The sequence below is a fragment of the Providencia sp. UF-183 genome (assembly GCF_058246155.1).
In genome coordinates, this window is sequence record NZ_JBSICD010000004.1 from 247,274 (window position 1) to 261,477 (window position 14,204).

The following is a 14,204-nucleotide window of genomic DNA, read 5'->3' on the forward strand; positions in this document are numbered from 1 at the left end:
ACAGATTAGCTATCTTCAATCATGGATTGCTGTCGAAATGTGACGGCTAAACGTGCACCGCCGAGTGGGCTATCGCTAATGGTGATAGCCCCATCATATTGATCAATGATATCGACTGCGATTGACAACCCTAATCCTTGGCCGGGGCGAAGTGTATCTGCGCGTTGCCCACGAACAAAAATCAGGCTACGCTTGCTTTCAGGAACGCCAGGGCCATCATCATCCACAATTAATGTGAGGCTGTCTTGCTCAACGATGGCGGTGACTTCCACAAATTCTAAACAATATTTGCAGGCATTTTCCATAATATTGCCCATCACTTCCATAAAATCATTCGGTTGACCTAACCAAGTGACCTCTGGGGAAATATCTACGGTAATAGAAACCCCTTTGTGTTGATAAACTTTATGTAGTGCGCTTGCTAAGCTGTCTAAGATTGATGGAACAGATGAAATCTCTCTAAGCATCAGGTTTTCATCACCTTGTGTTGATGCGCGATGTAAATAATAACCGACTTGTTGCGAGATTCGGCCAATTTGCTCTAGCATAATAGGCTCTGCTTGGTCGATATTCATCTGTTTGCCTGAGCGTAGCAGCCGCAAAGTTGATTGTAAAACGGCAAGTGGAGTTTTTAGGCTGTGGGTTAAATCAGATAACGTCGTGCGGTATTTGCTGTAACGCTTTCGTTCGTTAGTTAACAAAATATTCAAATTACGCACTAAGCCCCTAAGCTCAGAAGGCGGGTTTTCATCAAGGGTATCTCGCTCGCCTTTTTCAAGACTGCTGAGCTGGGAAACCAAAGATTTAATTGGACGTAAGCTCCAATAGGCAGCAAGCCATAGTAAGGGAATAACTAAAATAAGGTTAGCCAGTAATACATAACCAAACCATTCCCATACTAACCCTGTGTTTTGTAAATCTTGCGGCAGCGTATCGACGACGACAATGGTTAAAGGTGGAAGATTTTCACCCGCAGCATATTGATTTACGGAAACGGAATGAGTGAGTGGTTCATCGTCAGTTTCTATTTTATCCAGTTTATTATTATATTCTGGATTGTCATCAAGGAGTTGGCGAGTTTCGCGGATATCAGTGTCAATCTCGTATAACCCTTCTTTTTTCAGCCAATCGTTACGGATCAGCCGCTCAACACTGGGCACATCGCGTTGACGCCATAATACTTGCCCTTGTTCATCATAAATAATAACAAGTGTAGGGTTATTCAGCGTAAAATTAGGGGGAACACGGATGTCAATTTTATTGTTTTGCCACTGAGCTAGGCTGTAAATAAGGTTACTTTGGCTTCGTAGTAGGGTGTAAGTTGTTTTATCAAAGCTAATTAAATAGCCAAGTATGGCCACAATGCCATAGGACAGGGTTAATGCAAGAATAACAGCCGAGGTTGCGCACAAAAACCGAGCACGCAACGAAAGTGGTTTAACTTTAAATTTGCTTAGCCACATATTAACCATTCACATCAAAACGGTAGCCTTGGCCACGAACCGTTACGATAACTTCATCATTATGAAATTGCTGAATTTTCTTACGTAATCTACCCATTAAAACATCAATGGTATGGCTTTCTCTGAGCTCTGCGTCTGGATAAAGTTGGCGCATTAAGGAATCTTTGCTGACAACTTTGCCATTGTTGCGTAATAAGGTTTCAATAATGGTGTATTCAAATGCAGTGAGTTTGACGGCTTCGCCGTTTACGGTAAATTCTTTACGGGATAGGTCAATAACAAAATTACCTAACTCTAATACTTGTGATGCTAACCCGCTATTTCTACGCATTAATGCCTGCATACGGGCCACAAGTTCTTCCAGTTGAAAAGGTTTGGTGACGTAGTCATCTGCGCCGCTATTTAAAGCTTGGACTTTTTCTTGCCAACTTTCGCGAGCAGTCAGCACTAAGAGGGGGATATTCACATGATTGCTGCGCCAACGTTTGATCATTGATAGACCATCTTCATCGGGTAAGCCTAGATCGACAACGGCGATGTCAGGGCAGCTTTCATGCAAAAAGTAATCTGCTTCTTTTGCGTCTTCAGCCGAATCAACCTGGTGACCCAGCTCTTTAAGTTGAACTGTTAAATGATGACGAAGTAACGCATTGTCTTCGACGATAAGAATACGCATCTGAAACCCTCATAGTAAAAAGAGATAGTGTCTGCCAAGATGATAGTAGCACTAGAACTGCAATGGTAAAAAGAGATCTCAGCCGCGACAAGGGATTAAGTAAATATAAGTCAAACAAAGCAAAAAAAAAGCGGTTTTTTTCGAGCAATAAGGCGGGTTTGGGGTATTTATGGCTAATATAGAAGCTGTGATAATAAAAAAAGGCGGCACATTGGCCGCCTGATTAAATAAACTGAGATTATTTTAGTTCATCAATAAAAGTGACAGCGTAACCAATGTAGTTAGCAGGCGTCATTGCTTTTAAACGTACCTTTTCATGTTCTGGTAGCTCTAAACCATCAATAAACTGTTTCATGCCTTCTGCAGTAACACGCTTACCACGGGTTAATTCTTTTAGCTTTTCATAGGGCTTTTCGATGCCATAACGACGCATAACCGTTTGAATAGGCTCAGCTAATACTTCCCAGTTTTGGTCTAATTCATCCAGCAAATGCTGTTCGTTAACTTCCAACTTGTTTAAGCCTTTCATGGTAGATTGATAGGCAATTAAGGCATAGCCTAAACCCACACCTAAGTTACGCAGTACAGTAGAGTCGGTTAAGTCACGCTGCCAACGGGAGACAGGCAGTTTGCTTGCCAAATGGCCTAAAACTGCATTAGCTAAGCCTAAGTTACCTTCTGAGTTTTCGAAGTCGATAGGGTTAACTTTGTGTGGCATGGTCGATGAACCGATCTCGCCAGCAATCGTTTTTTGTTTAAAGTGATTTAATGCGACATAGCCCCAAATATCACGGTCGAAATCTAACACAATCGTGTTAAAACGCGCGACACAATCAAACAGTTCAGCAATGTAATCATGCGGTTCGATTTGTGTGGTGAATGGGTTCCATTGAATACCTAATGAAGTCACAAAAGTTTCACTGAATTCGTGCCAGTTTACTTCTGGGTATGCGACCATATGCGCATTGTAGTTACCAACCGCACCGTTGATTTTACCTAAAATTTCAACCTGTTGCAGCTGGCGGAATTGACGCTCTAAACGGTAAGCAACGTTGGCAAATTCTTTACCAATCGTTGATGGTGTTGCTGGTTGACCGTGAGTCCGAGAGAGCAGCGGCAGGTTGCGGTACTCATGTGCCATTGCTTTAATTTTATCAATAATTTGACGCCATTGAGGTAAAAGTACCTCTTCGCGTGCAGTTTTGAGCATTAAGGCGTGAGATAAATTATTGATATCTTCTGAGGTACAGGCAAAATGAATAAATTCAGAAACGGCATGCAGCGCAGGAATATGCTCCACTTTTTCTTTGAGAAAATACTCAACAGCTTTAACATCATGGTTGGTTGTGCGTTCAATTTCTTTAATCCGCATCGCATCTTTTTCGCAGAAGTTCGCGACAATTTCATCTAAGTAAGCGATTGCGTCAGCATCAAATGAAGGAACTTCTTTGATTTGAGCGGTTGCAGCCAGTTTTTGCAGCCAGCGAACTTCAACTTGCACGCGAAATTTCAGTAAGCCAAACTCACTAAAAATAGTGCGTAAAGCGCTGACTTTATCACCGTAACGGCCGTCAATCGGGGATACAGCGGTCAGTGAGGATAATTCCATTGGTAGCAACTCCAGATTTAAAGGTGAGACAAAATTTCTTTCGCCTGGTTTGCCAGACGATTGCGAGAAAACATAAGTTGGATGCGACTTCCACCCACTTGCTGCCAAAGTACTGCGGAACGAATGCCAGCAAGCAGAATTGCGCGAACTTTAGCCTGAACTAAGGTGTTTTTCAGAATGTCAGGGGAGCCCGTTACTTGGATTCTTGGACCTGCGGGGCTGACGACATCAACATAAATTCCTGCTAACGCATTGAATACGCCTTCAGAAAGTGGCTCAAAATAGCTCGCTTGACGCTCAAATTGTTCAATGCGCTGACCAAGTTTATTCATTGCTTCGTCGTCTTTATTTAGACGACGTTCGAGGGCCATCATGCTCAGCATATAACGCGTCATTTCGGCGGATAAACCACTATTCCCCCCCGTTAGCATGCCTAACATTGCACCTAAACCCGTTTTGAGATTTGCAGGGTCATTACCATACACATCTAACGTGGAGTTTGGGTTCATGTTGGTTAGGCTATTGACCATCGTTTCGGCATCGCTATCAAGGCAAGTACCTTCGTGGGCCAGCTTTTGAACCATAGCGCCTGCTTGGCAGATCCCCGCCAAGGCAAGTGTAATGTCGTAATAATTTTTCGCCACAACTACTCCTGAATACGGGCTTCAATAATGCCGCCACCAAGGCAGACTTCGTCAATATAAAACACGGCAGATTGCCCTGGGGTGACCGCGGCAACAGGGTAATCAAATGTGACTTCGATTCGCTCTGCATCAATAGGCGTAATTGTACAAGGGATGTCCCCTTGGCGGTAACGCGTTTTGACCGCACAGCGTAATGGTTTGGTTAACGTTTCTCTATCAACCCAGTCTAATTGCTGCGCAATCAATCCGATAGACATCAAACGCGGATGCTCATGGCCTTGTGCAACAATTAAAATATTGTTCTCAACATCTTTATCAACAACATACCAAGGATCTTCTGAACCTTCTTTTGTTCCGCCAATACCTAAGCCTTTACGTTGCCCTAATGTGTGATACATCAGGCCTTCGTGTTGACCAATGGTTTCGCCATCAACCGTGACAATTGGGCCTGGTTGAGCAGGTAGGTAGCGGCCTAGGAAGTCACGGAATTTACGTTCGCCAATAAAGCAAATGCCCGTTGAGTCTTTTTTCTTTGCGGTGATTAAGCCGATTTCTTCTGCAATACGGCGGACTTCAGGTTTTTCGAGTTCACCGACAGGGAATAGGCTTTTTGCCACTTGCTCATGACTGAGTGTGTACAGGAAATAGCTTTGGTCTTTGTTGCCATCTAAACCACGAAGTAACTGACTTTTTCCATCAACATCACGGCGGCGTACATAGTGACCAGTAGCAATATAATCAGCTCCTAAATCTTCAGCGGCAAATTCTAAAAAGGCTTTAAATTTGATTTCTTTATTGCACAGGATATCAGGGTTTGGCGTGCGGCCTGCTTTGTATTCGGTTAAAAAGTGTTCGAATACATTATCCCAATATTCAGCGGCAAAGTTGATGGTGTGTAACTCGATACCGAGCTTGTCACACACAGCTTGTGCATCAGCAAGGTCAGTTGCTGCGGAGCAATATTCCGTATCGTCATCTTCTTCCCAGTTCTTCATAAACAGACCAGCCACCTGATACCCTTGCTGCTGGAGCAAATAGGCGGATACGGATGAGTCAACACCACCGGACATACCGACGATGACTTTTTTCTGGCTGTTATCTGACATGGTACTGTTATTTGACATGGAAATAGTCTCAATGCGGAAAAATCAAGCCCCATACTTTAGCATGTTGACCCCTTGTTGCACCAGAGTTAGAGAGAATATTATTGCTTGGTGACTATTTCACCAAGCAATAGGGCGTTATTGATAGTGAGTGCCATAAGCTGAAAGAATATCGAGTGAATAATTATTTCCAGTTTGAAAGCAACGTAAGCTTTCAGCGACTAAAGGGGAGCGCAGGCAGTCACTTTCTAAAATGTCTTGCGCGTCGACCCAGTGACAACAGGCGATATCGCTATCTTGCGGGTGGGTTTTACAAATAGCATCAAGTTCGACGGCAAATAAAAAACGAATAAATTGGGTACTATCTGGTGCTATCCATTGGTGGATTTGAATTAATTGGGTTGGCGTAGCCTGTATACCCGTTTCTTCAAGTAATTCTCGTTCAGCAGCTTGTAAGAGGGTTTCGTTGGCCTCTAGGTGCCCTGCGGGTTGGTTCCAAGTCGGCTTGTTATTGATCCATTCTTCCACGACCAAAAATTTGCCTTCAGCATGCACAATTGTTGCGACAGTGACATTGGGTTTAAACAACGTTGACCTCCATCCATTCACCTACTGATAAATTCCCTAAATTAAATTCGCCCATTTGATAGCGAATTAAACGCAATGTAGGAAATCCGATATTTGCCGTCATGCGGCGTACTTGCCGGTTGCGGCCTTCATATAAGGTAATTTTAAGCCAGCTTGTTGGAATGTTTTTACGTTCTCTAATTGGTGGGTTGCGAGGCCACAGCCATTTGGGTTCCTCAACTAACTCTACCCCTGCGGGAAGTGTAGGGCCATCATTTAACATCAGCCCTTGGCGAAATTGAACCAATGCGTTTTCATCAGGTATGCCCTCTACTTGAGCATAGTATATTTTTCCTGTTTTTTTCTGGGGTTGTGTCAAACGCGCTTGCAATTTTCCATCATTAGTTAGAATTAATAAGCCCTCGCTGTCTCTATCAAGGCGACCAGCGGCATAAACATCCGTAATGGGAATATAGTTTTTTAAGGTATCGCGGCCTTGTTCATCGGTAAATTGTGGCAGTACATCAAAGGGTTTATTAAATAGGATAACTTTGCGCACTTTCGCGGGCTGGTGACTAGCTGAAGTTGCTAAATGCTTGGTGGATTTGGCATGTTTTTGTTTTATAGGGGATGCGCCAAATTTAGCCCGTTTCTTAGGTGTTATATTCATTTATGGTTAATCAGATAGTGATGCCAGTAGAAAGGTAAACGTTAGAGTATAATCGAAATCAACGAAAAAAAATATTCTAAGGAGATAGGGCAATATGAGCCACAACGCGTTATGGCCCAGATTTTAATTAATTATTCGCTTATCTCATCAATAAAATCACGAAATATTTCGAATGTGCGCTCAATGAGACCTAAGCAAATTGTATATTCTTGATGACTAAAAGGAATGGTATCAATAAGCCCAACTTCACTACCCATAGTATGACCGCTTTCACGACTAAAATGAAGATCACCACAATAAACTAACGTATCAGGGGAATGTTGTGCAATTTCATTTAAATAAGTAAAAAATACACTGCCTGTGGCTTCAATTGACTCAATGATGACTAATCGAATTTTTGCAGGCTGGTTTGATAGCATTTCAATGAGTTGATAAGTGAGTTTACGATTCGCTTCCATTTGTGGTGACCATAGCCACGCTAGTGTATCTGTTATAGGTTGTGACTTATTCATTTTCAATGTGCATAAATCACTGAGATACCATGGCCAATGATTTTCGTCTTCATGTGCGTGTGTATTAACAGCTACCTCTAACGCATTTTGTGGAGAAGTAAAAGGCAAAATAAATTTATTTAAATCACCAAAGCTCATAATAAAAAAGGCTATCTTAGGCAAAAACTCTAGAGATTCAGCGGTAGGGCGCTGAGGGTCGATGGGCCTTAAGAAAAAAGGATGTTGAGCATATTCACTTTTCTTTTTTTCAATAAAAATAGATAGTTTTTTCATATAATCACCTTTTTATGAGTTGTTTATTAATGATTTTATATTCATTTTATATTTGCCAATATTGCGATATTTATTAGTGGGAGTTATTTCTTAGCTTGTTTTATGTACTTATTGTTCGCTTTCACTAGAGATTAAAAACATTAAAATCATAAAAGTAATAAATTTAGGATTTGTTAATTAAAGCTATTGTTTATTAAGGATAAAAAATAACAGGCAACTCAATTTATGTGAGCAGTTCGAATGTTTATTAACGTTATTCCAGATAAAATTAATGTGAATTGAGTTTCAAAGTCGTCAATGTAGTGTTATTGGGTTTCGATGATTTGTAGGGTATGAGTAAGTTATCTTTCTCAGTAACGAAATGATTTTAAAAGGAATTATTCTGTTTTTATTCACGTGTTAGTGCGTTTAATGCGATCAAGACTAAAGCTTAGGTGAGTAATCATTGGCGTTCGACGCAGATTGCAGTAGTATTGACACGTCTCTTACAAAAAATTAACAAGCAAAATACGCAAGTGAAAGGAGAGGTTAATGGAAAGCAAAGTAGTAGTTCCGGCAGAAGGCGCTAAAATTACCATTGATGCAAAAGGCAAACTAAACGTTCCGAACAACCCAATTATCCCTTATATCGAAGGTGACGGCATTGGTGTTGATGTCACTCCAGCAATGTTAAAAGTGGTTGATGCGGCAGTTAAGAAAGCTTACAACGGTGAGCGCAAAATTTCTTGGATGGAAATTTACACTGGCGAAAAATCTACACAAATTTATGGTAAAGATGTTTGGTTACCAGAAGAAACTCTCGATTTAATCCGTGATTACCGTGTTTCAATTAAAGGTCCGTTAACAACTCCAGTTGGCGGTGGTATTCGTTCTTTGAACGTTGCACTGCGTCAACAACTTGACCTGTACATCTGCTTACGTCCAGTACGTTACTACAAAGGCACACCAAGCCCAGTTAAACAACCTGAACTGACGGATATGGTTATTTTCCGTGAAAACTCAGAAGATATCTATGCAGGTATTGAGTGGAAAGCCGGCAGCGCAGAAGCTGACAAAGTGATTAAATTCCTGAAAGATGAAATGGGCGTGACAAAAATCCGTTTCCCACAAGATTGTGGTATCGGTATCAAACCATGTTCAGAAGAAGGAACAAAACGTTTAGTTCGTGCTGCAATTGAATATGCAATTGATAACGGCCGTGATTCAGTGACTTTAGTTCATAAAGGCAACATTATGAAATTCACTGAAGGTGCATTTAAAGATTGGGGCTACCAATTAGCACAAGAAGAATTCGGCGGCGAATTATTAGACGGTGGTCCATGGGTTAAAATTAAAAACCCTAAAACGGGCAAAGATATCATCGTTAAAGATGTGATTGCTGATGCATTCTTACAACAAATCCTGCTGCGCCCTGCGGAATATGATGTTATCGCATGTATGAACCTAAACGGTGACTACATTTCTGATGCATTAGCAGCACAAGTTGGCGGTATCGGTATTGCACCAGGCGCTAACATCGGTTCTGAGTGTGCATTGTTCGAAGCAACTCACGGTACTGCACCTAAATATGCAGGTCAGGATAAAGTAAACCCTGGCTCTATCATCCTTTCCGCTGAAATGATGTTACGCCATATGGGTTGGACTGAAGCGGCTGACTTAATCGTTAAAGGTATGGAAGGCGCAATCGCGGCTAAAACTGTAACTTACGATTTCGAACGTCAGTTAGAAGGCGCTAAATTACTGAAATGTAGCGAATTCGGCGATGCAATGATCGCACACATGTAATTTATTACGTGGTGTGATTAATAACGGGAGCCTAAAAACTCCCGTTTATTTTGCCTAGAAAAATTCTTCTGCAAAACTCTTCTGCAAAACAGACTACAAAATAATCGTTATTTTATAGCTAAAACCTGCCAATTTTTCCCTCTGTCATCATGATATTTATCGGTCATTGCTTGGCTCTTATGTCCCAATAATGTTTTAGTATCGATGCCTTGATCTCTATATAACCTTTCCGATAAAGAACGTTGCTCATAAAATGAAGCTGGCGTTCCTTCCCCTCAGTCAATATCAGTTTTATTTAGCGTCGTCTTAAAATTTGTTGTTATTGTATTTGCAGTGACTTGGTCACCGCGATTTGCTTGAGAAGTCGTGCGTAAGTAATGGACTAGATACGGACTGAGAACACGGTCTTTTTTATGCCAAAATAAACATAAAGCTTGCTGTTACCTTTGTTCAGAGTTACATGTGTAGTTATGCACAATATGGTCAAACAAAGGTTTATCGTATGATTAAAAAAATCACCCTAATGCTGTCTTTGCTTTTTATGCTATCAGCATGCTCAGTTAAAACACTTCACTTAACACAGGAACAAGCAAGCAGAATTCCACCTATGGGAAATGTAAAGGTGATTTTGCCTGAACTAAGTAAGCACAATATTCAGTTTGCAAGCACACCTTCACTTTTTATTACATATCGCTCCAGCGATTTAAATAAAATAAAGACGGAAAAATATCTTTTCATTTCTCTTGATGAAGCGACTAATAACCAAGAATATGTCATTAGTGTACCAGACTACGAAGGAGTCACTGTTGGCAGTATTTCATTATTGATTGCATATAGCGTTAATGGAGATTCAACTATATATGCTAATGCACCCATAAAGTTAAATGCTATCTATTATGAAGATAGATATGAGATAGATAAGCTGTTGAAAGAGAAACACTATAAAAATGGAGATAGCATTGACTATATTTTTGATATAAAAATGCAGCCAAATTTAAAACTAAAAGAGTTATATTTCTATACGGATAAAGATGTTGTCTATGGTTCAGGGCTTTCATCAGTGTAATGATATGCAGTGCTTATAAGTGAAACCTATACGGCAAGAAAGTTTAAGCAAGCACACTATTTCGAACAACAAAATATCCCCAAAATTATTCTAATGGCTACGCATTGCGTGGCCTTTTTTCGCATATAGTCATCGCAAATCGCTATCAACATATTTTATTAACACAATAGCGTTTTATCGAGCGAGTTTTTATAACTATAAGGTAACATCAAGTATTAGCCCTGACGCTCTTGAAATCCACCCGCAAAGCTAAGAGTTACCTTATCATTGTGGAGAATGTTAAGATTGATTGGATAACTATTATTTTGACCTGATTAATATTATAGTGTTTCTAAGTTAAATTAGCGGATGCAAACCAAATGAAAACACTAAGAATTAAAAAATATATTGAAGGTAGTTTAGATGAAGAGATAAACGTTCCTGTGGTCTTTATCTCTATGCTTAATGGTATTTTACCAAATCAGGCTGTTGTCTCATTAAGAAACGCTGGCTTTGATTTTGATGAAATCATTAATGCAGCTAAAAATAAGCAGAGCTATAAAGCAGAAGCGGTTATTGATGAAAAAGGTGTTACTAAACGAGTAGAGCTTTCGATTAGCTAATAATATTGTTTAGCATTTTAAGAGGCTGCCTAGAGCAGCTTTTTCTATTTAAGAGAGATAGTTATGACTATTCAAGATTAATTTAATTTTTATAGCCGTCAGCTAATAACTGGTGGCTTTTTCATTTTTCGAGGAAAACAAAAAAGCCTCGACGCCGGGGCTAAATAAAAAGAAGCAATAGTTTTGAACACACTATCAGGATAGGTGATTAGAAAAGTTTTCACATGAATTAAGCGTAAGCAAATACGAAAAAGAAAATACGAATGTGAAGACATGGCAGGCGTTAGTTTTATCTAGTCTTCATTTTCTATGTTATTTTTAGTGTCTTCTTGTTGAGTAGCGGTCTTAGGGGGGTTACTCAGCATCAATACTAACCATACAAGAAATGCGATCGCTGAAAATACCAAGACATTAACAATCCATACAAAAATTTCACCAATATCCGTATACGACTCCATAGAAATTTATTAAATTTAGATTAAGTTAGTTTAATGTGATTTAAATTGCAAATATATTAAGTATGTTGACTTGGTTAAGAAGTTACTGTGGGCTGGTGTTGCATTGAAAGTCGTACTGGTAATGACAGTAGAAACAATGAAGTTAACACCAGCTGAAGCGGAGTGGCAGAACATTACTGTTGTAGCTGGCTATTCGCAAGACCATACAGAGAAATAATGGCAATAGACGAAGAGTATGGTTAAAGGGAAATTTCTAAATCATGTGGCAATATGCCATTGGATATTAAATAGATAACAATAACTCACGATGACCCGCCTACAGCAGGTTTTTAATATAAATTAAAATTGTACAAAAATACTGCAATAAAAATAATTAGTGGAATCAAAAATGAAGCAAAGAATGAATTAAAGCATCCTGACATAGATGTGTCGCCTTTATATTTATTATCCATATAAAGCGCTATAGCTATGAAAGAAATAAATGAAACAAGGAAAGCGATGAGAAGTGCGGAAAAAACCTCAGCCATAAATCACATAATCTTTAAGTTATTTTAAGTTACCAGTACTATACATAAGTTAAATATTTATAGCCATTAGCTAATCATTGGCGGCTTTTTTATTGCAAATTACCAAGTCAGTTCATGCGGACTGGTTTTCTAATTTGTTATGAGGGAAATATTATGGCTAAACCGGGTTGGGGGACGCTACATTACGATTTCGAAAGTCAATTAGAAGGCACTAAATTACTGAAATGTAGCGAATTCGGCGATGTAATGATCGCACACATGTAATTTATTATGTGATGTGATTAACAACAGGAGCCTAAAAACTCCCGTTTTATTTTGTCTAAAAATATTCTTCTGCAAAATGATTCGAAATCGGTGCATCAATTTTCAATAGTTAGAGAACAAACTATTAGGTGTCATTTAATGTTTTGATTTTCTTATGAAAATATATATTTGCTGTTCATTTCTAAGTTGAATCATCGCAATAAATAGCACTTATCGTTTAAGTTGTTCTTTAAAATACTCAGCGCCATCTCTAATGGCTTCATCAGCAATATCCATCATACGGCTATAATGTAAAAATGCATGTAATGTACCTGGGTACATTTTATATTTGCAGGATATCTTATTGGCATTTAATACACCAAATAATGCGGTGCTATCATCCAGTAAAGGGTCAAATTCTGCACTGGCAATAAAGCAAGGCGGAATATTATGCGTTAAATCATTATTGAATAAACAGTAATATGGGGATCCGCGGCTTCCTGACTCACCAAGATAGGCATTATCATAACTTTCAAGGTCTTTTTGTGTTAAGCCATCCCATTCCCCACCATAAAGTCGGCGACTTGCTGAATCTTGTAAACCATAGAGCCCATACCAAAGTAAATTGGCTTTAATCTCTTGATTTTCAATGTTATTGTCGCGAAGCCAAAGCGTTGTTGCCAATGACAGCATAGCCCCAGCGGAGTCGCCTGCAAAGCCTGTTTGCGCCATATTAATATTATACTTATCGGTATTAATAGAATAAAACTGATATACCGCAGATATTTCCTCAATTGCTTGGGGATAGCGGGCTTCAGGTGATAAAGAATAGTCCACACCAATGACAGTGCAGCCGGTATATAATGCCAGCAAACGCATTATCCTGTCGTGGGTATCAAGGTTACCTAAAATAAACCCGCCACCGTGGATATAAAACAATGTCGCTGGCGAATTGATTACAGGCTGAAATATGCGTGTAAGAACGCTTCCATAAGGGGTTTGGATGCAGACATCGCGGGTTGATTGCATGGATGGTGCGCCGGCATTCCAATGTTTTCTATCTTTATTATAAGCATCTCGTAACGATGCTAAATCAGCATCTTGGGGGGTATTGGAAGTTACTTTTGAATAAAAATCAATAACTTTCTTCATTTCTGTTGAAATAAGGTCAAGCACTTTTACTTTATTTTTTTGGTTCATTTTTCCTCCTACCATCGTGGTTTTTATTGTAGATGGACTAGAGTATTAAGATGTGACCTTGTTATCCAATATTAAAGAATATTTAATTTGTTATATGGTGACATAGCTTTAATTAACAAAAAATAATATAAATATGTTATTTGTTAAAATCATTGAAAGCCCAGGGGGAAGTGTGACTTTACCTTGGGCTTTCATCATGGCTAGTTCAAGTAAACTTCAATAAAATTCTTTATGTCTTTTTTTAATATTTTAGATATAAAAAAAAGGTGCTCTGCATAAATAGAACTATCGCCATTTTCATATTCTATATATAATTTATCTGATATTTTTAGTGAACTGGCCATTTCATGAATTGAAATTTTGTTCAGTATTCTGTTTTTTTGAATGTATAACCCAAGGTTTTTGTTGTTTTTTTTCATTTTTATAAGCTGTCTTGTTATTCTCTAGTGTTGGTGGTTAATACTATTTTTATTAAATGTATAGGTATTGGTTCTTTTTTGATGAAGGGTCTAAGTATAGTTTTAATCCCAAGTCTATTATCTCACCTTCACTTTCTAGTTCTCTTAATAAAGAAATAAAAAAAGATTCAACGCTGATATTTAGTTTCATTAAAAATAATAAAATAAGACTAAATGAAATAGTGTTAATTCCATTTTCATAACGAGAAATTTGTTGTTGACTAACATGGAGTAATTTACTGATTTCAGCGCCAGTCATATCATTTTCAATGCGCTTTTGCCTTAAATAGTTCCCCACTAATATATTGACTTTGCTATTTAAAATAGCACGATCCATATTGACTCCTT

General features: G+C 39.0%; 14 protein-coding genes and 2 pseudogenes. 5 read left to right on the forward strand and 11 right to left on the reverse strand.

Going from position 1 to position 14,204, the window contains the following annotated elements:
* Positions 1 to 5: 5 nt before the first annotated feature.
* From phoQ to AC4IFT_RS05440, 8 genes are all read right to left on the reverse strand, one after another.
* Positions 6 to 1,463, reverse strand: coding sequence for a two-component system sensor histidine kinase PhoQ (gene phoQ, locus AC4IFT_RS05405; RefSeq protein ID WP_490750784.1), 1,458 nt, complete (start codon positions 1,461 to 1,463; stop codon positions 6 to 8).
* 1 nt (position 1,464) lies between these two features.
* The gene (gene phoP, locus AC4IFT_RS05410; protein WP_490731070.1) at positions 1,465 to 2,139 is read right to left on the reverse strand and encodes a two-component system response regulator PhoP; all 675 of its coding nucleotides are present in this window, start codon (positions 2,137 to 2,139) and stop codon (positions 1,465 to 1,467) included.
* A gap of 238 nt (positions 2,140 to 2,377) precedes the next feature.
* Complete coding sequence (purB, locus tag AC4IFT_RS05415; RefSeq protein ID WP_490731068.1) at positions 2,378 to 3,748, reverse strand: adenylosuccinate lyase; 1,371 nt, start codon at positions 3,746 to 3,748, stop codon at positions 2,378 to 2,380.
* 17 nt (positions 3,749 to 3,765) lie between these two features.
* Positions 3,766 to 4,392, reverse strand: a complete 627-nt coding sequence (hflD, locus tag AC4IFT_RS05420; RefSeq protein WP_490750785.1) for a high frequency lysogenization protein HflD — start codon at positions 4,390 to 4,392, stop codon at positions 3,766 to 3,768.
* 2 nt (positions 4,393 to 4,394) lie between these two features.
* Positions 4,395 to 5,498: a tRNA 2-thiouridine(34) synthase MnmA gene (gene mnmA / locus AC4IFT_RS05425; protein ID WP_490731487.1), complete on the reverse strand. Its 1,104-nt coding sequence runs from the start codon at positions 5,496 to 5,498 to the stop codon at positions 4,395 to 4,397.
* A 135-nt stretch (positions 5,499 to 5,633) separates the two neighbouring features.
* The gene (locus AC4IFT_RS05430; protein ID WP_490731064.1) at positions 5,634 to 6,083 is read right to left on the reverse strand and encodes an NUDIX domain-containing protein; all 450 of its coding nucleotides are present in this window, start codon (positions 6,081 to 6,083) and stop codon (positions 5,634 to 5,636) included.
* Positions 6,076 to 6,732, reverse strand: a complete 657-nt coding sequence (gene rluE, locus AC4IFT_RS05435) for a 23S rRNA pseudouridine(2457) synthase RluE (RefSeq protein WP_490750786.1) — start codon at positions 6,730 to 6,732, stop codon at positions 6,076 to 6,078. The genes AC4IFT_RS05430 and rluE overlap by 8 nt, the downstream gene beginning before the upstream one ends.
* Positions 6,733 to 6,863: 131 nt before the next feature.
* Entirely contained in the window at positions 6,864 to 7,517 is a 654-nt protein-coding gene (locus AC4IFT_RS05440; protein ID WP_490750787.1) for a hypothetical protein, read from the reverse strand.
* A gap of 531 nt (positions 7,518 to 8,048) precedes the next feature.
* Between AC4IFT_RS05440 and icd the strand changes: the two genes are divergently transcribed.
* On the forward strand, positions 8,049 to 9,302 hold the full coding sequence (icd, locus tag AC4IFT_RS05445; protein ID WP_225818816.1) for an NADP-dependent isocitrate dehydrogenase: 1,254 nt from the start codon (positions 8,049 to 8,051) through the stop codon (positions 9,300 to 9,302).
* A 107-nt stretch (positions 9,303 to 9,409) separates the two neighbouring features.
* Here icd and AC4IFT_RS05450 read toward each other — a convergent pair.
* Positions 9,410 to 9,712, reverse strand: a pseudogene (locus AC4IFT_RS05450) (site-specific integrase); the annotation flags it as partial.
* 92 nt (positions 9,713 to 9,804) lie between these two features.
* Between AC4IFT_RS05450 and AC4IFT_RS05455 the strand changes: the two are divergent.
* The 4 genes and pseudogenes from AC4IFT_RS05455 to AC4IFT_RS05470 form a co-directional block, all read left to right on the forward strand.
* On the forward strand, positions 9,805 to 10,368 hold the full coding sequence (locus tag AC4IFT_RS05455) for a hypothetical protein (protein WP_490750788.1): 564 nt from the start codon (positions 9,805 to 9,807) through the stop codon (positions 10,366 to 10,368).
* 359 nt (positions 10,369 to 10,727) lie between these two features.
* Entirely contained in the window at positions 10,728 to 10,970 is a 243-nt protein-coding gene (locus AC4IFT_RS05460) for a hypothetical protein (protein WP_490731056.1), read from the forward strand.
* Positions 10,971 to 11,498: 528 nt separating this feature from the next.
* Positions 11,499 to 11,645: a hypothetical protein gene (locus AC4IFT_RS05465; RefSeq protein ID WP_490750789.1), complete on the forward strand. Its 147-nt coding sequence runs from the start codon at positions 11,499 to 11,501 to the stop codon at positions 11,643 to 11,645.
* A 451-nt stretch (positions 11,646 to 12,096) separates the two neighbouring features.
* Positions 12,097 to 12,219 (forward strand): annotated as a pseudogene (locus AC4IFT_RS05470) (hypothetical protein); the annotation flags it as partial.
* A gap of 210 nt (positions 12,220 to 12,429) precedes the next feature.
* Here the strand turns inward: AC4IFT_RS05470 and aes are convergent.
* The gene (gene aes / locus AC4IFT_RS05475; protein ID WP_490750790.1) at positions 12,430 to 13,398 is read right to left on the reverse strand and encodes an acetyl esterase; all 969 of its coding nucleotides are present in this window, start codon (positions 13,396 to 13,398) and stop codon (positions 12,430 to 12,432) included.
* A 471-nt stretch (positions 13,399 to 13,869) separates the two neighbouring features.
* Positions 13,870 to 14,193, reverse strand: a complete 324-nt coding sequence (locus AC4IFT_RS05480) for a helix-turn-helix domain-containing protein (protein WP_490731048.1) — start codon at positions 14,191 to 14,193, stop codon at positions 13,870 to 13,872.
* Positions 14,194 to 14,204 lie beyond the last annotated feature (11 nt).